We start from the raw sequence: 23,219 nt of genomic DNA on the forward strand, positions 1-23,219 counted from the left end.
GCCATGCCTGCCGGAGCATACGGTGGGTCGATGACCGCGCGGATCGGGCTCTCGGGGTGGCAGTACGATGGCTGGCGCGGCGACTTCTACCCGGAACGGCTGGCCAGACGGCGGTGGCTGGAGTACGTCGCCGAGCGGTTCGTCACCGTCGAGCTGAACGGTTCCTTCTACTCACTGCAGCGGCCGGAGCGGTACCGGTCGTGGCGCGCTGCCGTCCCACCGGGGTTCCGGTTCGCGGTGAAGGGTGGTCGGTACGTCACACACATGTTGCGGCTCCGGAACGCCGAGACAGCGCTGGCGAACTTCTTCGCGTCCGGCCCGCTCGAGCTCGGGGACACGCTCGGTCCTGTGCTGTGGCAGCTCCCGGAGACGCTCACCCCGACTCCGGAGGTGCTCGACACGTTCCTCTCGATGCTGCCCGGGTCCCAGGGTGACGCCGCCGAACTCGCGGCCCGCCATGACGACAAGGTGGCGGACACCCCCGTCGTCGCCGAGGACGCGACGCGGGTGATCGACCACGCCGTCGAGTTCCGCTCGACGGTCACGCCGGAGCACCTCGACGTCCTCCGACGGCACGGCGTGGCCCTCGTCGACTCGCACGCCGGCGACTTCCCGCGCCTCCGTGCGGACACGGGCGCCCGGTTCGCCTACCTGCGTCTGCACGGTGCGCCGCGGACGTACCACGACGGGTACTCGCCGCAGGCACTCGGCCGATGGGCGAACACCGTGGTCGCGCACCTCGACGCGGCGCGGGACACGTACGTGTACTTCGACAACGACGCCGAGCGGCACGCGCCGTGGGACGCCCTGGCACTCGACCGGCTCGTCGGCGACCGGCTGCGGACGCGAGCGGCGGGGCGGCGGCGAGCCGGGCCTCCAGACCGAGCGTGACGGCTCAGATGGTGAGGGACTCGCCGGGCCGGAGCACGACGAGCGCGCCGGTGGGTTCGACCGCCTCGCGGAGACGCCCGGTGTGCATGTCGTACCCGATCTCGGAGAGCGTCGCTTCGTGCACCGGGTACGCGCGCTGCGGTGCGACGAGGGCGACGTAGTCCATCATCTCGGCGACCTTGAGCCACGGGGCGCCGACGGGTGCGGCGAGGACCTCGACCGGCACGCCGGGGTCGGTGTAGCCGTCGCCCGGGTAGAACAGCCGCCCGTTGACGAACACTCCGGTGTTGTCCACGACCGGGACGGACGAGTGGATCAGGTTGTGCCGGGTGCCGTGGAAGGTGAGCTCGAACGGCCCGACGACGCGGCGGTCCCCGTCCGTGACGACGTCCACGTCGACGTCGGGCAGCGCCGACGCGACCCCCGCCGGCCCGAACACGAGCGCTCCGGGGTTCGCGGCGAGGACGGCGTGCAGCTGGGTCGGCGTGACGTGGTCCGGGTGCTCGTGGGTGATCACGACCGCGACGACCCCGCTGACGTCGACCGGTCGGGTGAAGCCGCCGGGGTCGATGACCAGCCGGGCTCCGTCCGCCTCGACGACCTGACAGGCGTGTTCGAGCTTCGTGACCTCCATGCCGCTGAGCGTACGCGCGGCGCCGGCAGCCGTGCCGTTCGTCGTCGCAGAACCGGAACCGTCTCGAACCGCGGAAGTCCGTGGTGCGAACCGGCTTCGGTTGTGCGACGCCGGCCTGCATCACACGATGCCGCGTGCCGCGTCACGCGCGCCGCGTCACCCGCGCGGCGGCCCCGTGCTCGACCGCACCACGAGCGACACCGGCGCCGCCGCCACCGTCCGCGGCCGGGCCCCGTCGACCTCGGCGAGCACGGCCCGCGCGGCCGTCCGGCCCTGGGCCTCCGGGTCCTGCGCGACGGTGGTCAGCCCGGCCGCGACGCCGTACTCGTGTCCGTCGATGCCGATCACCGACAGGTCGCCGGGGACGTCGATCCCCAGCCGGGCGGCGGCGAGCATCACCCCGAGCGCCATCTCGTCGGACGCGCAGAACACCGCGGTCGGCCGGCCGTCGCGCGCAGTGCCCTCGAGCAGCGCCGACCCGGCGGCCACCCCGCCCGCGAACGAGAACCGCCCGTCCGCGATCCACGTCGCCGGCACCGGCAGCCCGGCGGCCGCCATCGCGTCGAGGAACCCGTCGCGCCGCCGGAACGGCACCGCGACGTTCATCCCGGCCTCGTCCTGTCCGCCGACGTACGCGACCCGCCGGTGCCCGAGTCCCAGCAGGTGCGACACCGCCAGGTGGGCGACCACGTCGTCGTCCACCCCGACGTTCCGCAGACCGGGCGCGGGTCCGCCGATCACGATCATCGGGTGCTCGCTCAGCTGCAGCTCGGACCGTTCGGTCTCGTCCAGGACGAGCGAGAGCAGCACGAGCGCGTCCACACGCTGTCGCAGCATCGACCGTCGGAACGCCCGGTCGCGGTCGCCGTCCGGCCCGCCGAGGTTGTACAGCACCAGGTCGTACCCGGCCTGGCGGAGTTCGGCGTCCACACCCCCGAGCGCCTTCACGTAGAACCACCGGTCGAGCACCGGCACGACGACACCGACGGCCCGCTGCCGACCGGTCGCCAGGCCGGCCGCCGCCGAACTCGGGACGTACCCGAGCTCGTCGGCGACCCGCCGCACCTGGTCGATCGTGGTGTCGGCCACCGACGGCAGACCGCGCAGCGCGCGGGACACCGTGGCCTTCGACAGTCCGGTGACGGTCGCGATCTCCTGGATCCCCACCGCTGTGCCGCCGGGAGGCCCGTCAGCCGTCCGTGCCGTGCGTCACGTCACCGACGTCCCGGCTCCCACGCCCCGCACCGGTCACCGCGACGGCTCGCGGTCGGGGGCGACGGGGTGCCGGGTCGTCCCACCCGGCGTGGGCGTGGTCGCGGAACACGGTGGTCACCCGCTGCTGCCCGCCAGGGACGTGGACGCCGACGGGGTGGGTGTCGCGGCGGACGGGGCGTCCGGCTGCCTCGGCCGCGGCGGCCTCGGTGCGCCGGACCACCCGGACCCGCCATCGGTCGAGCACCACGACGACGAGCACGCACGCCAGCAGCGTGAGCGCCCAGCCGAGTGCCGGTCGACCGGTGAACTCGCAGAACACGGTGACGGCGAGGAACGCGATGCCGAAGAAGCCGACGAAGCCCATGGCCTCCTCGATCGGTGCCGAGGGGCGACGCGGAGCCCGGAGTGCCATGGCGCTCAGCCCTTCACGCCACCGGCGGTGAGGCCGGCCACGATGCGTCGCTGGAAGATGAGCACCAGGATGACGAGCGGGATCGTGACGATCGTGCCCGCCGCCATCACCGCCGTGTAGGGCTCCTGGTGCGGCTGCGTGCCGGCGAACGAGGCGATCGCGACCGTCACCGGCTGCGTGGCGTCGCTCGAGAGCTGCGAGGAGATCAGGTACTCGTTCCAGGAGGAGATGAACGCCAGGATCGCCGTCGTGAACACCGCGGGGGCGGCCAGCGGCAGGATGATCCGCCGGAAGGCCTGCACGCGGGTGCAGCCGTCGATGCGCGCCGCTTCCTCGAGGTCCCACGGCATCTCGCGGAAGAACGAGGCCAGCGTGTAGACGGTCAGGGGCAGCACGAACGAGATGCTCGGCAGGATCAGCGCCTGGTACGTGCCCATCCAGCCGATGTCCGTGAAGAGCTGGAACAGCGGGGAGATCAGCGCGACGCCCGGGAACATCGACGCCGCCAGGATCGCACCGGCGATGAGCGACTTGCCGCGGAACTCCAGCCGGGCGAGCGCGTACGCGGCACTCGTGCCGACGAGGAGCGCGATGATCGTCACGACGCCGCCGATGATGAGGCTGTTGAGCAGCGCCCGTCCGAGGTGGTTGCCGAGTGACGTCGCGAACGCCGTCGCGTAGTTGTCGAGCGTCACGTGGGTGGGCCACGGTGTCGCGTCGAAGGTGAACCCGACGTCGCGGAAGCTCGTCACCACCATCCAGTAGAAGGGCAGCAGGCACCAGACGGCGATCACCACCGCCTGGATGCCGGTGCGGATCCGCGGGCCGGTGTCCCGCTTGACGCGGACCTCGGCGCGGTCGATGGAGCGTTCGCGGGAGCGGGTGCTCGAGCGGGGTCGGTCTGCTGCGAGGGTCACTTGAGTTCACCCTTCTGCTGTGCCGCCTGCGTCTGCACGACGTTCGCGCCGAGGAACCGGACGAACAGGAACGCGACGATGAAGATGATCAGGAACGTGATGGTCGACAGGGCCGACGCGGAGTTGAACCCCTGCCGGATCTGGTCGACGACCAGGATCGAGAGCGTGGTGGTGGCGTTGCCGGAACCACCGCCGCCGCCGGTCAGGATCGCGGGCAGGTCGTACATGCGCAGGGCGTCGAGCACGCGGAACAGGATCGCGACCATGAGCGCGGGCTTCAGCAGCGGCAGCGTGATGAGCATGAAGCGCTGCACGGTCGAGGCGCCGTCCATCTTGCCGGCCTCGTAGACCTCTTCCGGGATGAGCTGCAGCCCCGCCAGGATGAGCAGCGCCATGAACGGGGTGGTCTTCCACGTGTCCGCGATGATGATCGCGAACCGGGACGCCCACTCGCCGCTCGTCCAGAGGACCTGGTGGCCGATGACGTGGTTGAGCACGCCGTTCGCGTCGAAGATGAAGTACCAGAGCTTCGCGGTGACGGCGGTCGGGATCGCCCACGGCACCAGGATCGCGGCGCGGACGAGCGCGCGGCCCTTGAAGTTGCGGTTCATGATGATCGCCATCCAGACGCCGATCAGCGTCTCGAGCAGCACGGTCACCACGGTGAAGAAGAACGTGTTGCCGAACGACACCCAGAACTGGGAGCCGAGGCTGCCGGGCGGGCAGACGGTGTTGCCGCACTGCTGGCCGAGCCAGTGCACGTAGTTGGTGACGCCGGCGAAGCCACCGGCGACGAACAGCCCGGTCGCCTTGTCGAGTCCGGCGTCGAGCTGGAACGACTGGATGGTCGCGCTGACCACCGGGTAGCCGATGACGACCGCCAGGAGCACGATCGTCGGGCCGATGAGGTACACGGCCCACCGGCCGTGCTCCGCGTTGAGTCCGCCTCGTCGCCGCTGCTGCGGCTCCATCCCCTGGGGGTTCGGGATGGCTGCTGGGATCTCGGTTGCTGCTGACACTGACGGCCTCCTTGCCGGTGTCGGAACGCACGTTGGGAGGACGGGAGGCACGGGTCGGGGCCGACCCGAGCCTCCCGTCCGGTGCGGCGTGAGCCGCGCGACCGTGGTCGCTAGTTGCTGGTCGTCGCCGCCTTGAGGGCGGCTTCCATGTCCTTCATCGCCTCGTCGACGCTCTTCGACCCCTTCAGGGCCGCGTATGAGTTGTCCTGGATCGCCTTCGTCACGGCCGGGTAGTACGGCGTGACCGGGCGGGGCTCCGCGCTCTGGATCGACTTCAGCAGGGTGGGCAGGTACGGCAGCTTCGAGGTCAGCTCGGAGTCCGTGTAGAGGTCACCGACGACCGGGGCGAGCGAGCCCTGGGTCGCGAAGAACTTCTGCGTGTCGTTCGAGGTGAGGAACTCGAGGAAGTCGTGCGCCGTCGCCTTGTGCTTCGAGTACACGCTGATCGCGGCGTTGTGCCCGCCGAGCGTCGATGCACCGACGCCGTCGGCACCCGGGATCGGGGCGATGCCGAAGGTGTCCTTCACCTTGCTCGACCCGTCGGTCTTCGCGAGGTTGTACACGTACGGCCAGTTGCGCAGGAAGAGCAGCTTGCCGCTCTCGAACGCCGTGCGGCCCTGCTCCTCCTGGTAGGTGATCGCCTCGGCCGGGATGTTCCCGTCCTTGAACGCGTCGACCAGGTTCTGCAGGCCGGCCTTGGCCTTGGACGTGTCGACGTCCGGCGCGCCGCTCTTGTTCAGGATCGAGCCGCCGGAGCCGTTGACCGCCTCGGAGGCGTTGACCGTCAGGCCCTCGTACTTCGCGAACTGGCCGGCGTAGCAGCCGATGCCGTTGTCCTTGGCGATCTGGCAGTCCTGCATCATCTCGGCCCAGGTGGTCGGGGGCGTCTTGACGAGGTCCTTGCGGTAGTAGAGCAGGGCGCCGTCGGAGGTCTGCGGGGCCGCGTAGAGCGTGTCGTTGTACGTCGCGGTCTTCACCGTCGCCGGCAGGAGCTTCGACGTGTCGATCTTCATGTCGCCCTTGAGCGGCGTCAGCCAGCCCTTCGCGGCGAACTCCGCGGTCCAGACGACGTCGACGTCGACCACGTCGTAGCCGTCGTCCTTGGCCTGGAAGTGCTGCACGAGGTCGTCGTGCTGCTGGTCGGCCTGGTCGGACTGCTCCTTGAAGGTGACCTTCTCCTTCGGGTGGGCCTTGTTCCACTTCGCGATCAGCGGGCGGACCACGTTGGAGTTGTCCTTGCCCTGGACGTAGGTGATCGGGCCGTGGCTGTCGGTGCCGCTCTGGGCGTCGTCCGATGCCGAGCTGCCGCTCGAGCAGCCCGCGAGGGTGAGGCCGATCACGGCGACCCCCGCCGCCGATGCAAGACGCATCTTCGCGCGTGTGTTCTTCACAGCGTTGTCTCCTCATCGAGATCACCAGGGTGCGTCGATCGGGTGTCGACGATGCACTCCTGGAGCAGGCGACGCTGCCTGCTGGGCGTGGACGCTACGCCCGCCTCCGGCGTTCCGCAACCGGTTGCATCGATCCCGTGACCTGAGTGTGACCTTCGGAGTTGCCAAGTCTTCCTGGGTGAGCGCTCACTCCGGCACGAAGGTCGTTGCGGGGCCCGGTGCGGGGTCCCGCATGATCCCCGCCACGGTCACCGACTGCCGTTGTGGGGCCGCGGAAGGCGACCGTAGCGTCCCCGACATGGCATCCCTCTCCGCCGTCACCGTCCCCGGACCGCGCCGTGTCATCGGCGTCAACCTCGACGGTCCGCTGCCCGAGCTCGTCGCCGACGAGACCGGCTCCTCCGCGCTGGTCATCGGCTACCGCGACGGCTACCCCGTCAGCACCCTCGACGTGCTGCTCACCGACGACCCCGCCGACGCCACCCGTGCGCTCGCGCCCCTCGTCGACTCCATGGTCGAGGCCGGCGCGTTCGACGACCACGCCCCCGTGACCGACGACCAGCTCCCGACGATCTCGGTCGTGGTCTCCACGGTCGTCGACCGCGTCGAGGACCTCGGCAAGCTGCTCGACGTGCTCGAGCACCTCGACTACCCGCGCCACGAGGTCGTCCTGGTGGACAACCGCGTCACGGTCCCGGACATCGACGCGCTCCCCGCGCTCCTGGAGGGCCGCGACGTGCGCCTCGTCACCGAGCGCCGGCCCGGACTCTCCGCCGGACGCAACGCCGGCGTGGCGGCAGCGACGGGCGACGTCATCGCGTTCACCGACGACGACGTCCGCGTCGACCCGCAGTGGCTCCGCGCGATCGGCACCCGCTTCGTCCGGGAGCCCGGGCTCGACGCCGTCACCGGCGTGATCCTGCCCGTCGAGCTCACGACCCCCGCCCAGATCTGGTACGAGGCGTACTACGGCGGGTTCAGCGCCGAGCGCACCTTCTCGCCGGTGACGATCGTCCCCGACGACGTCCACGGTGCGATGCGGCACGCCCGCGTCTCCGCCGTGCGTCCGGACGGCACCGTGCGGAAGCACTTCGCGGTGTACGGCATCGGCGCGTACGGCGCCGGGGCGAACATGGCGTACCGCCGCTCCCTCATCGAGACCGTCGGCGGCTTCGACACCACGCTCGGCGCCGGCTCCCCCGCCCGCGGCGGCGAGGACCTGGCGATGTTCATCGAGACGCTCTGGCGCGGCGGACGCATCGGCTTCGAGCCGCACGCGGTCGTGCACCACCGGCACCGCCAGACGATCGAGGACCTGCACAAGCAGCTGCACGGCAACGGCGTCGGGTTCACCGCGCTGATGTGCGCGCTCGCCGCGAAGGACCGCCGCCACCTGACGGTCCTCGCGCGCCTGATGCCGCTCGCCGCGAAGGTCAAGGCGAAGCAGATGGCGTCCCGGCTCGCCGGCCGTCGTGACGCGGCGACGGAGACCACGAACGAGGCCTCGACGACCCACATCCCGCGCTCGCTGGCCTACCACGAGCTCCGGGGCTTCCCGGCCGGCCCCGCCGCCTGGTTCCGGAGCCGCCGGCGCTGGCGTGACGTCGAGGCCGGGCGCTTCCGCGCGTAGCGCGGAGCCGGCGTGCGGGGCGTCAACGGCGACGTCCCGCACAACCAAGAGCACTCGGCACCACGGATCTCCGTGGTGCCGAGTGCTTTTGGTTGTGCGACGCCAGGTCGCACCGCGACAGCGCGGCGCAGGCGCGCGCGGGCGCGCCCGTGCCGCGCCCGCCGCTACGCGCGGTCGCCCGCGTGCAAGCGGCCGAGCACGTAGCGCCACGGGCCGCCGAGCGCGGCGACGAGCTCGACGCGCTTGAGCCCGGCGGTCGCGGCGCGGAACTCGTCGTCGACCGGCCACGTCGCCGCGGCCGACACGGCAGCCGACACCTGGTCAGCCCCCGAGCCCTGCCCGAGCGCCCCGAGCTGCCGGAGCGCACCGGCGGCCCGACGGAACACGGCGACCGCGGTGCGCGGACGGGTCATCAGCTTCGCGACCCACGCGCCGAGTCCGGTGCCGTAGCCGAGCGCCTGGGAGCGCAGCGCCTCCCGGTCCGAGCGGTGCTTGTGCCACACGAAGGCGGACGGCTCCACGGCGAGCGCCCCGCCGGAGAGCAGCACGCGGGTGAACAGGTCCGGGTCCTCGCCCGCACGCGACGGGGTCCCGGGGCCGAGCGCGACGTCGAACCCGCCGAGGGCGAGCGCCGCCGTTCGACGGAGCGACATGTTCGCGCCGGTGCCGAACGCGCCGACCGAGAACGGGAACAGCGGCAGGTCGGCCGGCGGCGTCGCGGTGCGGAACACCCGGCGGTCGAGGTTCCGCGCCCAGGTCACCCGCTCGTCGAAGTACCGTTGCGTCGGGGACCGGAGTTCGCCGCTCGGGACCAGTCCGGTCACGCACACGACGTCCGCGTCACGGGCGTACGCCTCGGCGAGCGCCGCGAGCCAGTGCCGGTCGACCACGACGTCGTCGTCGACGAACGCGACCACGGCTCCGGAGGCGAGGGCGAGACCGGCGTTCCGTGCGCGCGAGACGCCGGGTCGGGCCTCCAGGACGTAGTGCAGGCGCGCGTCCCGGAACGACGCGACCACGTCGCGGGTCGCGGTGGTGGTGGGGGCGTTGTCCACGACCAGGACCTCGAAGTCGTCGTACGCGGAGGCGAGCACCGACGCGACGCAGCGGCGCACGTCCTCGGGGCGGTCGCGGGTGCCGATGACGACCGTCATGCGGCCGGTCGCGTCGCCCTGCGGGGCGGACGGGAGGCTGGTGTCGCGGAGGCCGCGGAGGGCCGGTCCCAGCTCGGCCGGGTCCACGTCGCCACCGGCGTCGACGGCGACGTCGACGAAGCCGGCGACCTCGCGGCCGTCGCGGACGAGCAGTCGGGCGCGTCGGAAGCCCTCGGCACCGGCGAGCGCGACGGCGGACGCGGCGAGCGCCTCCTGTCGGTCCACGGCGCCGACCCACGCCGCGCCGGCCCAGGTGGGGACGTCGGGCGACGGCATCGCGGGGGCGATCGTGAGCACGCGGGACGCGGTGGCCTGGTGGTCGGTCATGTTCCGATGGTCCGGGTGCTCCGCCGGCCGCGCAACGGCGGGTCCCGGCGGTTGCGGCGACCCCCGTTCCTCTTGCGGTTTGCCGCCACCGACCAGGCAGTTCCCCGTAGGATCGCAGGGAGGATCCGGCGGGTGCACGCCGGCAACGAGGAGGACGAATGCCGCTGGGCCCCAGGACCGAGCTCGGTGCCGTCCTCCCGTCCGAGGAGACCATCGTCGTGGTGGACGCCGCGACCTGCGTCTGCGGGCACGTGCGGGACGCACACGAGCACTACCGGCCCGGCAGCGACTGCGCCCTCTGCGACTGCCAGAAGTTCCGTAAGAAGCGCTGATCAGGGGCGCTTCGCCGGCCCTGGTGCGGGAAACCGCCGCGAACCCGCAGAGGGCGTCGGATCGCCTTGTCCGCCCCGGAACGGCGCGGTTAGCGTCGCTCCCATGGCCATCTCCCCCGCGGCTCCCGCGTGCATCGTCCTCGCCCACGAGGACCCGCAGCACGTGCGCCGACTCGTCGAGGCGCTCGACCCGTTCCCGGTGTTCCTGCACTGCGACGCGCGCACGCCGGAGTCGGTCTTCCGCGCGATGACCGACGGTCTGCCGGCCCGGGTCCGTGTCCTCCCCCGCATCCGCACCGGATGGGCGAAGTGGGAGAACGTCGAGGCCGAGGTGTCCGGGTACCGGGCGGCGTTGGCCGAGACGGACGCGACGCACGTCGCCGTGCTGACGGGCAGCGACTACCCGCTCGCGAACGCCGCGGAGATCTCCGGGCTGCTCGAGGCGCACCGTGAGGACTCGTTCGTCGCCGTGCACGAGCTGCCGTGGGCGGAGTGGGGCCGCGACGGCGGGACCGGGCGGATGCGCTTCCGGCACTGGGCGTGGCGGAAGCACATGCTGCGCCTGCCGATCCCACGCCGGGTCCCCCGGGACGTGGTGTTCGCCGGTGGCTCGCAGCTCAAGGTCCTGGCGCGGCACCACGCCGCAGCGGTCGTCGACGTGGTGGACACCCGTCCGGACCTCGTCCGGTTCTGGCGTCGCACGTGGATCGCGGACGAGACCTTCGTGCCGTCGGTGCTGAGCACGCCGGGGCTGACCCCGGGCTTCGCGGACGAGCACGTGCCGCACGCGCTGTGGTTCATCGGGTGGGACGGCACGGCGATGAAGAGCCCGCCGTGGCTGACCACCGCCGACGCCGGGCAGCTGCTCGAGCGTCGGACGACGCCGGACGTGGAGCTGCCGCACGTGTTCGCGCGGAAGTTCTCCACGGAGCGCAGCTCGGACCTGCTCGACATCGTCGACGGGGCCTTCGGGCTGCGCGAGGGTGTACGGGCGACGGCGGCATCGGCGGTGGTCGCACCGTGACGCTCCCTCCCCAGACCCGGCGCGAGGCGCGGGCAGCACGTGAGGCCGCAGCGGCGGTCGAGTCGCCGGTCGCTCCCGTGCCGGAGTCGATCGACACCGGCTCGGTCGCCGTCCGCAAGGGCTCCTCCGTCCTGTTCGGCCGCGGCCTGCTCTACGTCGTCGTCTGGTCGATGCAGCTCGTCGTCTCGTCGCTGATCAGCCCGGTGCTCGCGCACCTGATGCCGCCGTCCGAGTTCGGCGTGCTGGCGTCGGCGATCGCGCTGTACCAGGCGCTCGTCGTCCTCGCGGTCGTCGGCATCGACCAGGCGACGGTGCTCCAGCGCGCGGAGGACGGCGACGACCGCAAGGCCAGGGGGCTGATCGCGGTCGGCATGGTCACGGCGAGCATCGTGACGGTCCTCGCCCTGACGACGATCCCGGTCTGGGGCGATGCGGCCGGCTTCATCGGGAACCACCCGCTCCTGCTCGTGGCGGTGCTCTGGACCGGGCCCGCTGCGATCGTGCAGATCTCGCTCGCGCTGCTCGTGGCCCAGGACCGCATCAAGGTCTTCGCGCTGACGAGCCTGCTGTCCTCGATCGGCGGGTCGATCATCGGCCTCGGGCTCCTCACGCTCGTGCACGCCGATGCCGTCACGTACGCGTGGGGCGGGGTCGTCGCGCAGGTCGTGGCCATGGTGATCGGCATCGCGGCGACGCGGCCCCGGATCGCGGGGATCGTCGACACGAAGACGATGGCGCGGGCGTTCAAGCTCGGCATCCCGATCACGCTCGGCAACCTGTCCTACTTCGTGCTGAACGTCGGCGACCGGCTCGTCGTGCAGCGGCTGCTCGGCCCGGACGAGGTCGCCCGGTACCAGATCGCCTACGTCGTGGGCTCTGCCGTCATCCTGCTGCTGACGTTCACGAACTCCGCGTGGGCCCCGCACTTCGCCGCGCTCCGTGACGCCGTCGCCCGTCGGCAGCTCGCGATGCACTCCCGCGACGAGCTGTACCGGATGCTCGCGCCCGTGCTCCTCGCCGTGACGCTCGTCTCCCCGGTGGCGCTGCCGATCCTCGCGCCGGCGTCGTACCGCGTCCACGAGCTCACCGTCGTGGTGTTCATCGTCGCGATCACGGCGTTCCCCGTCGTCGCCAGCGGTGCCACCGGTCGGCTGCTCCTGGTCGAGCGCCGCGGTGTCGCCGTCGGCGTGATCGCCGCGATCGCCAGCGCGGTGAACATCGGCGCCAACCTGGTCTTCGTCCCGCTGCTCGGCATCGCCGGTGCCGCGGTCGCCACCGTGATCGCGTACGTCGTGCTCGCCGCGCTGCAGCAGATGGCCCTGCCGGACCGTCGCGAGTGGCGCGGGCCGGGCCTCCGGGTCGTCCTGACCGTGACCGCCACGCTGCTCGTGGCGACCGCATCGGTCTTCGTCCCGCAGGACGCCCTCTGGAACTGGATCCGCATCGCCGGCGTCCTGGCATGCCTGCCCTGGTTCTTCCGTCGGCTGCGAGCCGCTCGAGGGAGCGTGTGAAGTCCGTGTCACCGAACAGCACGACGGCGACGAAGCCGGGTCCCACCGACGGACGTCGGCTGCGCATCGGCGTGGTGACGAACGGCCTCGCGATCACCGGGGGCGTCGAGCGCTGCGTCCTCGAGGACACCCGCGAGCTCGTCGCCGCCGGCCACGACGTCGCCCTCTGGCACCGTCCGGAGGAGCCCGGCCGCACCGAGGACGACCAGGCGCCGTTCGCGCGGATGGGCGTGCGCCTGGTGGCCGCGTCCGACTACCGCTTCGGCATCAGGACGGCGCTCCGCGACACCCTCCGGTTCGCCCGCGAGGGGCTCCGCATCCGGCGCGCCCGCCTGGACGTCCTGTGGCTGAACCGGCCGGAGTTCCTGCCGTTCGGCCGGGTCGCGTCGATCGTGTCCGGTGTCCCCCTCGCGGTGCACCTGCACCACGCCCCGAACTACCGTCGGCTGGCGCCGATCGCCGGCGGCCGGACCCGGTACTTCGCCGTCTCGCACGCGATGGCGCGCGCCTGGGCGGCGGTCGGGGTCCCCGTCGAGCGGATCACGATCGTGTCGAACGGCGTCGACACGACGGCGTTCCCGCCGCCGACGCCGGCCCAGGTGCGCAGCACGCGCGCCGCGCTCGGCATCGGCGACGCCACCCCGACGGTGCTCTACTACGGCCGGCTCACGCGGGCGAAGGGCGTCCTGGCCCTCCTGGAGGCATGGGACCGGCTCCTGACGACCGCTGCGGCCCGGCTGCCGGTCACCGTCCCCGCCACGGCCGGCTCCGCACGCCGGGTCCCGCTCCTGGTCCTCGCCGGCGCACTCCCGCCGGAGGACGCCGACGACGTCCGTCGTGCGATCGCGTCGCTCCCCGAGGGCTCCGTCCTGGTGCTGCCCGAGCGGGACGACGTGGTCCCGCTGCTGCACGCGGCGGACATCGTCGTCGCGCCGTCCATCGAACCGGAGGGCTTCGGTCGCGTCGTCGTCGAGGCGATGTCCGCCGGCCGGCCCGTGGTCGCCGCGGCGTCCGGCGGCACCGGGGAGATCCTCTCCGGGGAGTGGGCGCGGTTCACGGTGGACCCGACCGACACCGAGGCGCTGGCCCGCACCGTCCTCGACACCCTCGACGAGGCCGTGCTCGACCCGTCGCTCGGCGAGCGGTGCCGGGCGTGGGTGCGGGACCACTACGGCCGCGGCGCGCACGTCCGGTCGCTCCTCGGGGCACTGCGGACGCTCGCAGAACGCTGACGCGACCCGCGACCCGCGACCCGCGCCACGCGACCACCTGCCCGGCCGGGCCGACGGTGCGGGCGCGCGCCGGGCCTCCCGTCCTGGTCGGCGGCGACCGCCTGCTAGCCGCGCGCCGACGCGGGGACGTCGATCGTGATCCAGTCGACCAGGAGGGACCCCTCGGCGTCCACCGGGGGTGCCCCGTCGTTCGACCCGGCCTGCACGACCATGTGCATGCGGGCCATGGGGATGTCCTCCGTCGTCGTGCCGACCAGCGCGCCGTCGATCCGGAACGACATCCGCGACGCCGTCCACTCGATCGTGTACGTGTGCCAGTCCGCGAGCGAGGCGGCGGTCTCCTGGTGCACGCACTTCTGCTCGGGGTCAGCCAGGCAGTGCACGTTGAGCCACGCGGGCGCGCCGAGGGCGCCCTCGGGGAAGTCGACCTCGCCGTCCGACCACTTGTTCGCGTCGCTCCAGAGCAGCACCGCGACGCCGTAGCCGTCCACCGCGTCGCTCTTCATCCGGATGCTGTAGCGGCCGGCGGTCTGGCCGCCCCACTGCCCGTCGACCAGCGGCACGATCCCGCCGGCGAGCGGGGTTCCGTTCTCGCTCGTGCGGAGGTGCATGTCGAGCACGCTGTCGTGGGCGCTCGGCACCGACGACTGGTAGCGCCCCGTCCCCGCGGTGTCCGCGAAGCCGTGGTAGACCGAGAACCGGTCGGCGTACTGCGCCTCGAACCCGCCCGTCGCGGTGTCCTGGTCGAAGTCCTCGGAGAACACCCGCTTCCAGTCGCCGCCGTCGCTCGTGGGCATGGCCGCTCCGCTCGGGTTCTCGTCGTCGCCGTGCAGCGCCGTCGTGGACGTGACGACGATCCCGGCGACGAGCACCAGTGCCCCGACCACGGCGGCGATGCGTCTCGTGTGCCTGGCTCCGTCGCGTGTCCCGTGTCGAGGCACGCCGAGCCCGTGTGCGGGGGCGGCACCGTGCGAGGCCGACGCCTCCGCCGCGAGGGGCGGGGCGTCGGCCTGCAGTGGACTCACCGGCGCGTCACCGCGCTGCGCGTCCCCGGCTCACTGCGTGGCATGCCGGAGCCCCGCCGCGGTCAGCTCGTACATCGCCGTCGTCCCGGAGGACCACACCACGTGCCAGTACGGCGACGCGGCCATGGCCTTCGCGAGCTGCTGGTAGTCCGCGTCGCTCTGGTACCCGTAGCGCTCGTCGTACGCGCCGAACGGCTCCGCCACCAGGGCGTAGTACTTCGTCGCGGTCCAGTTCTGCACGAGCTCGCCGGTGATGTCGTCGACGTCCGCGGTGGCGTCGTAGGTGCCGGTCGGGTCCGGGTAGGCGCCGAGCGCCTCACGGGACAGGTACCCGACGTCGAAGTACCGGGCGCCGGTGTTGCTCGGGACGGCGTTCCCCGAGCCGGTGAGCAGCAGCACGGAGCCCTTCGGCGCGGTCGCGTCGTAGTACTGCGTCGCGGCCGACTGGCTCCGCGTCATCACCCGGTTCCAGTCGAGCGAGGTCTGCCCGAAGGCACCGATCGCGACGAGCGCGGCGATCCCGGCTGCGGCCACGGTGTACTTGACCGCCGCCGGACGCGTCGCACGGGTGACCAGGTCGCCGACCCGGGCGAGACGCCCGGTGGGCATCGGGACCGCTGCCGCGAGCATCGCGATCCACGGGGTCGCGAACAGCACGACGCGGAAGATGCCCTCCTGGCCGTAGTTCGTGGCGACGAGGAGCGAGATCGGGCTCGCCGCCGCCGCGAGGAGACCCCAGTGCACACGGTCGCGGCGCAGGAGCACGGTGATCAGGGCGATCAGCCCGAGCACCACGAGCGCGGCGGCCGGGATGTCGAAGGCCAGCCGGGTGACGAGCGGCTTCGGCAGGACCGTGAGGTCGTGCGTCGGGGGCTGCACGTTGTCGAGCACCTTGCCGACCGCCGCGAGCGACAGGAAGCGCCCGAGGACGTCCCCGTTCAGGGCGGCGAACGCGACGGCGGGGACGAGCACCACGACCGGGAGCCACCACGGGCGGACCAGGCGGAACACGATCAGCGCCACGAGGGCCGCGACGGTGAGGTACGGGGAGATCTGGTGCGTCACGACGAGCACGATCCCGATGCCGGTGATCGCGATGATCCGGGACAGCCCGACCTTGCGGGCCCGCGGCTTCGCCGTGACCGCGGTCTCGCCCGTGTCGGCGCTGCCGGACGCACCCGCGGCGGCGACGTCCTTGCGGAGCGGCCCGGTGGCGAGCACCAGGATGACGATCGACAGCAGGATGCCGGTGGACTGGGGCGAGAAGTACGTCGTGTTGAGCGACCCGGTCGCCGCGGTGAGGAACGCCGCGATCCAGGGGCGCCGGTTCCCCGGGAGCCAGTGCGACGCGAGGACCCCGACGGCGATCGTCGTGCTGAACGCCAGCAGCACCGGGACCCACGCGGCGATGGTCATCGCGTTCACGATGCCGCCGACGTCGGCGACCCAGGCGCCGCCGGCGAAGAGACCGGACCAGGTCTGGAAGATGTCCGACGACGGGTTCGTGCCGCCGTTGACCCGGATGTACTCGAGGACGCCGATGTGCCGTGCCGCCGCCATCACCGTCGGGACGCCGTACGTGATCGCCTGGGCGAGCTGGACGACCCCGCCGAGCACGACCACCGGGACGGCGAGTCCTCGGCCGCGCACGAGTGCGACCACGGCCGCGGCGACGACGATCGCGAGTCCGATCACCAGGCCGGGGCCGAGCGACCCGAACAGGCCGGCGGGGACCGGGTCACCGATGTGCGTGAGCGCGGCGACGACCACGACGACGAGCCCGAGGAGCGAGCCGGCGGTCACCGTGGCGGTGGTGCTCCAGCGTGTCCTCGCCGGACGGTCCCGACGGACGAGGCCGGCGCGGCGCAGCTCGGCGACGTCACGGGGCACCGCGATCGCCACGGCGGCCGCGGTGAGGACGACGACGCCGACGAAGGGCACGGCAGGGGCCCAGATGTGGAAGGTCGCCATCGTGTACCCGATGGCGATCGTGCCGACGAGCGACCCGGTGACCGCGAGCACGGCGAACCGGGCGAGCGGCATCGGACGGACCAGCAGCAGCGGTGCGACGCCGAGCAGTGCGAAGAGGAACACCCCGATCGCACTCCCCCGCAGGGTGGGCAGGCCGAGCACGCTGCCGACCGCCGCCAGGACGAGCGACAGGACGACGATCCCGGCGGCGACCAGTCGTGCGGTCGGCCCCATCGCGTCGGACGCCACCGGGCGGGCGGCGCCGGCGGACTCGAGCCCGCGCTGGAGCTCGTGCCGCCCGTGCGCGGTCCGGTCGATGGTGCCGGCACCGCCGAGGCGTTCCCGCGCGGCGAGGAACGGCGCGGTCAGGGCCGAGCGGCGCTCGACGCCCCGGAGGCGGCGCTTGGTCGCGACGAAGGCCTCGTCGACGGCGTCGAGCGGGTGCACGTCGTGGTCCCCGTCGACCCCGGTCGCGGGGTCGCCCTGCTCGAGTCCGAGGCGTGCGAAGGCGCTGATGGCCTCGGGCGCGGCGTCGACCGACGCGGTGAGCGTCTCCCGGTCGATGGCGTTCTTGGTCATCCAGGCTCCGAGTCCGTGGCCGTGCGCGGCGGCGGCGCGGCGGAGCGACGCGACGTCGTCGGCCGTCCGCTGCCACGCGATCGCGGCGGGTTCGACGGCGATCGCGGCGCCCGCGAACAGCAGTCGTGTGAAGAGGTCGAGGTCGTCGCCGCCACCGACGCGGGTACCGGGACCGAACGCGGTGTCGAAGCCGCCGATCCGGAGTGCGGTCGCGCGGTGCACGGCGAGGTTCGCGCCGGTGCCGTAGGCGGACGCGGCGAAGGGGTGCAGCGGCAGGTCGTCGCGGTCGTCGTCCAGCCGGATCACCCGGCGTCGGACGGTGCGGGCGGCCGGGGTGCGGTCGTCGTGCCAGCGCTGCGCCGGGGTGCGGAGCTCGACGCTCGGCACGAGTCCGGTCACACACGCGACGTCGGCGTCCGCGGCGAACGCGGTCCCGATGGCGGTGAGCCACCCGGCGTCCACCACGGCACCCTCGTCGACGAAGGCCACGACGTCGCCGGTCGCGGCGAGGAGTCCGGCGTTCCGTGCAGCGGCGAGGCCACCGGCCGGTGCCGGGACGGTCCGCACGCGACGCCCCTGGATGACGACGTCGGCGACGTCCGTCGGCTCCGCACCGGCGGCCGCGCCCCGGGACGCGTCCGTCGGCTCCGCGCCCGCGCCCGCGCCCCGGGACACCACGACGACGTCGAAGTCGTCGTACGCCACGGCGAGCACCGAGCGCATCGTCTGGTCGGCGGCACCGTCCGTGCAGAGCACGACGGTGACGGACGGCAGCACCTGGTCTGCTGCCGGCCGGACCGTCGGCGTCGGCATCGGCCGGATCGCGCGCTGGAGGGTGCGGACGTCGATGGTCGCGCCGATGCGCCGGCGCTCCGTGACGTCCGCCTCGACGAACCCGAGGGGCTCGCCGTGGTCGCGGACGAGCAGCCGCGCACGGTGGTACCCCTCGGCACCCTCGAGCGCGATGACGTCACGGTGGCTGGACGCGTGCACGTCCGCGCGGTCGACCTCGCCGACCCACAGGGCGCCGTCCCACGTGGGGAACAGCGGACCCGTGACGATCGGCGAGACGACCATCGCCAGGGTGGCGCGCGTCACGGCGCACCCACCGGCTGCGGCGTGGCGACCGGTGCTGGCGCGGAGACGACCACACCGCCGAACAGTCGCCCGACGGCGTACCCGGTGACCGTCGACGCGACGGACAGCGCGATGGCGAACGCACGGCGCCCCCCACCACGGCCGAGGCCGCCGAGCTCGCGGAGCAGCGCGCCCGGGAGCACCTTCGTCAGGTACGTGGACTCGCTCGCGAGCGAGTCCCCGGTCCCGACACGACGGCTCAGGACGGCCTTCGAGATGCCCTCGTAGTAGCTGCGACGACGGACGTACCGCATCTCCACGCGGTCCGGCGAGACCCGGTGCGAGACGTTCGAGCGCGGCTCGTAGCGGATCCGGGACGCCGGGCGGGCCTGCGCGATGCGGATGCAGAGCTCCGTCTCCTCGCAGCCGAGCGGCTGGTTGCCGACGCGGCCGATGCCGGAGCGGAACCCGCCGGCACCGAGCAGCACGTCGCGACGGAAGGCCATGCTCGACCCGATCACGTTGCGCACGTCACCGGCGGCCGTGGGGAGCCCCGCGTAGCTGCAGCCGACGATCCAGAGCAGCTCGTCCGGGTACGGGCCGGCACCGGTGGTGGTCGGCCACGACGGGGTCGCCCGTCCGCCGACACCGACGACGTCGGGCAGCTCGAGCGCCGCGACGAGGTGCTCCAACCAGTCGTCGTCCGCCGTGGCGTCGTCGTCGAGGAAGGCCACGACGTCGGCGTCCGTCAGCGCGACCCCGGTGTTCCGCGCGCCGGACAGCCCGCGGTCCTCGGAGTTCTCGACGACCCGCAGCTCTGGCCACCGGGCCTTGGCGCGCAGGTAGAGCTCGGGCTCGTGGTCGATCACGACGACGACCTCGGTGGCGGCCGGCTGGCGCTTCGCCGACTCGACGGAGTCCTGCAGGTCTCCCCAGCGCTGCTGCGTGTACGCGCAGATGACGACGGCGACCGTCGGGGTGCTCACGCCGCTTCCTCGTCGAGGGCCGGCACGGCGGTCGGCACGACGCGGGCGGGGACGGGTGCCAGACGGGCACGTGCCTGTGCGTCCGCGGCGCGGCGACGCTCGTGCATGATCGACTTCAGCACCCGGATGCCGTCGGTGACGGCGTTCAGGTTGCTGGCGCCGTGCACGCGGAGCTTCTCGTGGCTCGGGACCTCGGTGATCGCCAGTTCCGCGGCGGACCAGCGGCAGGTCAGGACGGTCTCGATCTCGAACCCGTCGCCCCAGAGCATCGAGCCGTCGGTCGGCTGCGGGAGGGTCGACGAGAGCAGCCCGATCTTCGGCAGCGCGTCCGCCCAGAAGGCGTTGTAGCCGTAGCAGAGGTCGCTGTAGCGGGTCCCGAGCAGCAGGTTGCAGAGCAGGTTCAGTCCACGGTTGCCCATGCTGCGGACGATCGTGATGTCGTCGCTGCCGCCGCCGAGCGCGTACCGGGTGCCCTTGGCGACGTCCGCACCGGCGACGAGGGCGTCGACGAAGCGCGGGATCTCGTCCGGGTCCGCCGAGCAGTCGGCGTCGAACATGACGACGACGTCGCCGGTGACGGCCTCGAACCCGCAGGCCAGGGCGTTGCCCTTGCCCTTGCGGGTCTGCTGCACGACCTTGACGGAGGGCATGAGCCGCTGCGCCGTCGCGATCGTGTCGTCCACCGAGTTGCCGTCGACGAGGATCACCTCGTACACGGGCGGGAGCTTCGGGAGGATGATCTCCAGGTTCCTCGCTTCGTTCCGAGCGGGGATGACGACCGAGACGCGCGGGTCTCGGGGTCGGATCGTGCTGGCGGACATGGTGCTCCTGTCGGGTTCAGGGCTGCAAGTGGGTGAGTTCGCCGGAATGGCGAACGGTCGTCCGCAGGGTACGGAGGACGGGACGCGGGTACGTCGGCTGCGCTGCCCGGCGGTGAGGGTGCACCGCCGTTCCCCTCGGCAGCGGGGGTACACCGCTCCCTGGGGATTCCCACCCTCGCCGGGCCGGGGTGCGCGGTCAATGCGATGTGCGGTCAGTTGCGGGCCGCCGACCGTGGATACGGAAACCCGCAATCGCGCGTCGGGCAGCGACTCCCCGCGCGCAGGGTCGCGTCCGTCGCGGCGTCACCACCATCGGACGGGAGGCTCGTGCCGGCGCCGCCACGGGCCTCCAGTCCGCCTCGTGGCCGCGCCGCGCCCCGGGCGCCGCGCGCGACGCACGCCGGGCGCGGCGCGCGACGCACGCCGGGCGCACGAAGAAGGCCCCCGGGGATTCCCGGGGGCCTTCTCACAAGTGCTGGGGTACCTGGACTCGAACCAAGAACGACGGTACCAGAAACCGCTGTGTTGCCAATTACACCATACCCCAAAAGGCCTGCTGGCCTTCCGTCCCCGTCGTCCGGGGCACGGTCATCTACTGTACAGCATCCCGGAGGTCCGCAAGACCACCGACCAGGTCCCGGTGCACCGCGGCGGCGGTCATCGCCCCGTGACCGGCCGCGACGATCAGTTGCTCCGGTCCGGGCGGGGTGACGTCGCCCACGGCGTAGACACCGGGGACGCTCGTGCGCCCGACCCGGTCGACGACGACGAGTCCCTCGGGGTCGCGCGCGAGCGGGACGTCCACCCAGTCCAGATCGACGTGCCAGGTCGGACGGACGAAGCCGCCCGTCCGCGGCTCCACGTGCCCGTCGGCGAGGCGGACACCGGTCATCCCGGAGCGATCCCCCTCGAGATCGGCCAGCGGGCGCTCGTCGACGCGGACGCCGGCGGACGCGAGTCGAGCTCGACCGGCCTCGTCGAGCGGGGCGACGCCGTTCGTGTACACGATCAGGTCGTCGGCCCACGACCCGATGAGCAGGGCGCGGTCGACCACGTCCGCGGTCTCGCACACGAACGCCAGCGGCTCGCCGGACTTCTCGTACCCGTCGCACTCGACGCAGCTGTGCACCGCGGTGCCGTAGAAGGCGCGCAGGGACGGCAGTGCCGGGAACTCCTCGCGGAGCCCCGTGGCGATCACCACCGCACGCACAGTCCCCTCGACCTCGGCGCCCCGCCAGGTCCCGTGAACCCGGAAGCCGTCGTCGACGGGGTCGACCGCGTCCACGATCGCCTGGGCGACGGTCGCCTCCGGGTACTGCTCCACCTCCGCACGGCCGAGCTTCCGCAGCTCCAGCGGCGAGACGCCGTCACGCGTGAGGAACCCGTGCGACCGCAGGGTCGCCGCGTTCCGCGGACGGTTCGCGTCGAGCAGCAGCACGGTCCGCTTCGCGCGGACCAGGTTCAGCGCTGCGCTGAGCCCGGCCGGACCCGCGCCGATGACCGCGACGTCGTACTGCGCACCTGCAGGCATCGGGCGTCAGCGGGCCGCGAGGCTGCGGAGTCGTGCGAGCGTCGAGTCCTTGCCGAGGATCTCCATCGACTCGAACAGCGGCGGGCTGATCCGGCGACCGGACACGGCCACGCGCAGCGGTCCGAACGCGACGCGCGGCTTCAGGCCGAGGCCGTCGATGAGGGCCGCACGCAGCGCGCCCTCGATCGCCTCGGTGCGCCAGTCGTCGAGCTGCTCGAGGGCCGTGATCCCAGCGGTGAGGACCTCGGTCGGGTCCCCCTTGAGGCTCGCGAGCGCATCGTCCTCGACCACCAGGTCGGCGTCCGCGGTGAACAGGAAGCCGAGCATGCCCGGGGCCTCGCCGAGGAGCTGCATGCGCTCCTGCACGAGCGGCGCCGCGAGCTCGAGCACACGCTGCTGCTCGGCGGTGGGCGGGTCGGCCAGGAAGTCGGTCAGGTACGGCAGCAGACGCGCGCGGAAGTCGGCGGCGTCGAGCAGGCGGATGTGGTCCCCGTTGATCGCCTCGGCCTTCTTGTGGTCGAACCGGGCCGGGTTGGGGTTGACGTCCACCACGTCGAACGCCTGGACCATCTCGTCGACGGAGAAGACGTCGCGGTCCGGGCCGATCGACCACCCGAGCAGCGCCAGGTAGTTGATGAGCCCCTCGGGGACCATGCCAGCCGCACGGTGGTGGAACAGGTTCGACTCGGGGTCGCGCTTCGAGAGCTTCTTGTTGCCCTCCCCCATCACGAACGGCAGGTGGCCGAACACGGGGATGAACTCCGTGAGGCCGATCTCGAACAACGCCTCGTACAGCGCGATCTGCCGCGGGGTGGAGGACAGCAGGTCCTCGCCACGGAGGACGTGCGTGATGCCCATCAGGGCGTCGTCGAGGGGGTTCGTGAACGTGTAGAGGGGCTTGCCGTTCGGGCGTACCACGACGAAGTCGGGGAACGTGCCCTGCTTGAAGGTGATCTCGCCGCGGACGAGGTCGTGGAAGCTGAGGTCGCGGTCCGGCACGCGCAGACGCAGCGCCGGCTCGCGGCCCTGGTCACGGAAGGCCTGGCGCTCGTCGTCGCTCAGGTCACGCTCGTGGTTGTCGTAGCCCTGCTTCGGGTCACGGCCGGCCGCGACGTTGCGCGCCTCCATCTCCTCGGGCGTGACGAACGACTCGTACACGTGCCCGGACGCCTGGAGCTTCGCGATGACGTCCTGGTACACGTCCGTGCGCTCGGACTGCCGGTACGGCCCGTGCGGGCCACCGACCTCGACGCCTTCGTCCCAGTCCAGGCGCAGCCACCGCAGCGCTTCGATGATCTGCGCGTACGACTCCTCGCTGTCGCGGGCAGCGTCGGTGTCCTCGATGCGGAACACGAGCTTGCCGCCGTTGTGCCGGGCGTAGGCCCAGTTGAACAGCGCCGTCCGGACCAGGCCCACGTGGGGCGTGCCCGTCGGGGACGGGCAGAAACGAACACGGACGTCGGTACCGGTGGCGGTGGTGAATGGCGCAGTCATGACGCACCGATCCTACCGTGGCGACCCCGCACCGACCGGCCCCGGA

General features: G+C 72.5%; 19 protein-coding genes and 1 tRNA gene. 6 read left to right on the forward strand and 14 right to left on the reverse strand.

Annotated elements, in window-relative coordinates:
* The first annotated feature begins 30 nt into the window (after positions 1-30).
* Positions 31-891, forward strand: a complete 861-nt coding sequence (locus ACIPJY_RS04470) for a DUF72 domain-containing protein (RefSeq protein ID WP_400458956.1) — start codon at positions 31-33, stop codon at positions 889-891.
* Positions 892-895: 4 nt separating this feature from the next.
* On the opposite strand, the gene ACIPJY_RS04475 is transcribed toward ACIPJY_RS04470, so the two are convergent.
* The 6 genes from ACIPJY_RS04475 to ACIPJY_RS04500 form a co-directional block, all read right to left on the reverse strand.
* Positions 896-1,525: an MBL fold metallo-hydrolase gene (locus ACIPJY_RS04475; protein ID WP_400458954.1), complete on the reverse strand. Its 630-nt coding sequence runs from the start codon at positions 1,523-1,525 to the stop codon at positions 896-898.
* Between the two features lie 156 nt (positions 1,526-1,681).
* On the reverse strand, positions 1,682-2,692 hold the full coding sequence (locus tag ACIPJY_RS04480) for a LacI family DNA-binding transcriptional regulator (protein ID WP_400458952.1): 1,011 nt from the start codon (positions 2,690-2,692) through the stop codon (positions 1,682-1,684).
* Between the two features lie 22 nt (positions 2,693-2,714).
* Positions 2,715-3,152 carry a hypothetical protein gene (locus tag ACIPJY_RS04485; RefSeq protein ID WP_400458951.1) on the reverse strand — a complete coding sequence of 146 codons (438 nt, stop codon included), beginning with the start codon at positions 3,150-3,152 and terminating at the stop codon, positions 2,715-2,717.
* Between the two features lie 5 nt (positions 3,153-3,157).
* Complete coding sequence (locus ACIPJY_RS04490) at positions 3,158-4,015, reverse strand: carbohydrate ABC transporter permease (protein WP_400460852.1); 858 nt, start codon at positions 4,013-4,015, stop codon at positions 3,158-3,160.
* Positions 4,016-4,065: 50 nt separating this feature from the next.
* On the reverse strand, positions 4,066-5,040 hold the full coding sequence (locus ACIPJY_RS04495) for a carbohydrate ABC transporter permease (RefSeq protein ID WP_400460850.1): 975 nt from the start codon (positions 5,038-5,040) through the stop codon (positions 4,066-4,068).
* Between the two features lie 158 nt (positions 5,041-5,198).
* Positions 5,199-6,458, reverse strand: coding sequence for an ABC transporter substrate-binding protein (locus tag ACIPJY_RS04500; RefSeq protein ID WP_400460848.1), 1,260 nt, complete (start codon positions 6,456-6,458; stop codon positions 5,199-5,201).
* A gap of 319 nt (positions 6,459-6,777) precedes the next feature.
* Here ACIPJY_RS04500 and ACIPJY_RS04505 point away from each other — a divergent pair, with 319 nt between their 5' ends.
* Positions 6,778-8,109: a glycosyltransferase gene (locus tag ACIPJY_RS04505; protein WP_400458948.1), complete on the forward strand. Its 1,332-nt coding sequence runs from the start codon at positions 6,778-6,780 to the stop codon at positions 8,107-8,109.
* Positions 8,110-8,273: 164 nt separating this feature from the next.
* On the opposite strand, the gene ACIPJY_RS04510 is transcribed toward ACIPJY_RS04505, so the two are convergent.
* Positions 8,274-9,590 (reverse strand): glycosyltransferase family 2 protein, encoded by a 1,317-nt coding sequence (locus tag ACIPJY_RS04510; protein WP_400458945.1) that lies wholly within the window; start codon positions 9,588-9,590, stop codon positions 8,274-8,276.
* A gap of 158 nt (positions 9,591-9,748) precedes the next feature.
* Here ACIPJY_RS04510 and ACIPJY_RS04515 point away from each other — a divergent pair, with 158 nt between their 5' ends.
* The 4 genes from ACIPJY_RS04515 to ACIPJY_RS04530 all read left to right on the forward strand — a co-directional run bounded on the left by ACIPJY_RS04515 (position 9,749) and on the right by ACIPJY_RS04530 (position 13,689).
* Entirely contained in the window at positions 9,749-9,922 is a 174-nt protein-coding gene (locus ACIPJY_RS04515; RefSeq protein WP_400458943.1) for a hypothetical protein, read from the forward strand.
* A gap of 103 nt (positions 9,923-10,025) precedes the next feature.
* Positions 10,026-10,946: a beta-1,6-N-acetylglucosaminyltransferase gene (locus ACIPJY_RS04520; protein ID WP_400458941.1), complete on the forward strand. Its 921-nt coding sequence runs from the start codon at positions 10,026-10,028 to the stop codon at positions 10,944-10,946.
* Complete coding sequence (locus ACIPJY_RS04525) at positions 10,943-12,457, forward strand: oligosaccharide flippase family protein (RefSeq protein WP_400458939.1); 1,515 nt, start codon at positions 10,943-10,945, stop codon at positions 12,455-12,457. Before ACIPJY_RS04520 ends, ACIPJY_RS04525 begins: the two co-directional genes overlap by 4 nt.
* A gap of 5 nt (positions 12,458-12,462) precedes the next feature.
* Positions 12,463-13,689 (forward strand): glycosyltransferase family 4 protein, encoded by a 1,227-nt coding sequence (locus ACIPJY_RS04530; RefSeq protein ID WP_400458936.1) that lies wholly within the window; start codon positions 12,463-12,465, stop codon positions 13,687-13,689.
* 104 nt (positions 13,690-13,793) lie between these two features.
* On the opposite strand, the gene ACIPJY_RS04535 is transcribed toward ACIPJY_RS04530, so the two are convergent.
* The 7 genes from ACIPJY_RS04535 to gltX all read right to left on the reverse strand — a co-directional run bounded on the left by ACIPJY_RS04535 (position 13,794) and on the right by gltX (position 23,173).
* Positions 13,794-14,576, reverse strand: coding sequence for a glycoside hydrolase family 16 protein (locus ACIPJY_RS04535; RefSeq protein WP_400458933.1), 783 nt, complete (start codon positions 14,574-14,576; stop codon positions 13,794-13,796).
* 168 nt (positions 14,577-14,744) lie between these two features.
* Entirely contained in the window at positions 14,745-18,362 is a 3,618-nt protein-coding gene (locus ACIPJY_RS04540) for a glycosyltransferase (protein WP_400458930.1), read from the reverse strand.
* Positions 18,359-19,327, reverse strand: coding sequence for a glycosyltransferase family 2 protein (locus ACIPJY_RS04545; protein ID WP_400458928.1), 969 nt, complete (start codon positions 19,325-19,327; stop codon positions 18,359-18,361). Before ACIPJY_RS04545 ends, ACIPJY_RS04540 begins: the two co-directional genes overlap by 4 nt.
* Entirely contained in the window at positions 19,324-20,148 is an 825-nt protein-coding gene (locus ACIPJY_RS04550) for a glycosyltransferase family 2 protein (protein ID WP_400458925.1), read from the reverse strand. Before ACIPJY_RS04550 ends, ACIPJY_RS04545 begins: the two co-directional genes overlap by 4 nt.
* Before the next feature lie 475 nt (positions 20,149-20,623).
* Positions 20,624-20,695: transfer RNA gene (locus ACIPJY_RS04555), tRNA-Gln, on the reverse strand.
* Between the two features lie 45 nt (positions 20,696-20,740).
* Positions 20,741-21,679: an NAD(P)/FAD-dependent oxidoreductase gene (locus tag ACIPJY_RS04560; protein WP_400458922.1), complete on the reverse strand. Its 939-nt coding sequence runs from the start codon at positions 21,677-21,679 to the stop codon at positions 20,741-20,743.
* A gap of 6 nt (positions 21,680-21,685) precedes the next feature.
* Positions 21,686-23,173 carry a glutamate--tRNA ligase gene (gene gltX, locus ACIPJY_RS04565; protein WP_400458919.1) on the reverse strand — a complete coding sequence of 496 codons (1,488 nt, stop codon included), beginning with the start codon at positions 23,171-23,173 and terminating at the stop codon, positions 21,686-21,688.
* Positions 23,174-23,219: the final 46 nt, after the last annotated feature.

Source organism: Curtobacterium sp. NPDC090223 (genome assembly GCF_044746585.1).
Classification (GTDB): Bacteria; Actinomycetota; Actinomycetes; order Actinomycetales; family Microbacteriaceae; genus Curtobacterium.

Coding starts and splice junctions, on each gene's coding strand:
- ACIPJY_RS04470 (WP_400458956.1), top strand. CDS start 31: ATGACCGCGCGGATCGGGCTCTCGGGGTGGCAGTACGATGGCTGGCGC.
- ACIPJY_RS04475 (WP_400458954.1), bottom strand. CDS start 1,525: ATGGAGGTCACGAAGCTCGAACACGCCTGTCAGGTCGTCGAGGCGGAC.
- ACIPJY_RS04485 (WP_400458951.1), bottom strand. CDS start 3,152: ATGGCACTCCGGGCTCCGCGTCGCCCCTCGGCACCGATCGAGGAGGCC.
- ACIPJY_RS04495 (WP_400460850.1), bottom strand. CDS start 5,040: ATGGAGCCGCAGCAGCGGCGACGAGGCGGACTCAACGCGGAGCACGGC.
- ACIPJY_RS04500 (WP_400460848.1), bottom strand. CDS start 6,458: ATGCGTCTTGCATCGGCGGCGGGGGTCGCCGTGATCGGCCTCACCCTC.
- ACIPJY_RS04505 (WP_400458948.1), top strand. CDS start 6,778: ATGGCATCCCTCTCCGCCGTCACCGTCCCCGGACCGCGCCGTGTCATC.
- ACIPJY_RS04510 (WP_400458945.1), bottom strand. CDS start 9,590: ATGACCGACCACCAGGCCACCGCGTCCCGCGTGCTCACGATCGCCCCC.
- ACIPJY_RS04515 (WP_400458943.1), top strand. CDS start 9,749: ATGCCGCTGGGCCCCAGGACCGAGCTCGGTGCCGTCCTCCCGTCCGAG.
- ACIPJY_RS04520 (WP_400458941.1), top strand. CDS start 10,026: ATGGCCATCTCCCCCGCGGCTCCCGCGTGCATCGTCCTCGCCCACGAG.
- ACIPJY_RS04550 (WP_400458925.1), bottom strand. CDS start 20,148: ATGTCCGCCAGCACGATCCGACCCCGAGACCCGCGCGTCTCGGTCGTC.
- ACIPJY_RS04560 (WP_400458922.1), bottom strand. CDS start 21,679: ATGCCTGCAGGTGCGCAGTACGACGTCGCGGTCATCGGCGCGGGTCCG.
- gltX (WP_400458919.1), bottom strand. CDS start 23,173: ATGACTGCGCCATTCACCACCGCCACCGGTACCGACGTCCGTGTTCGT.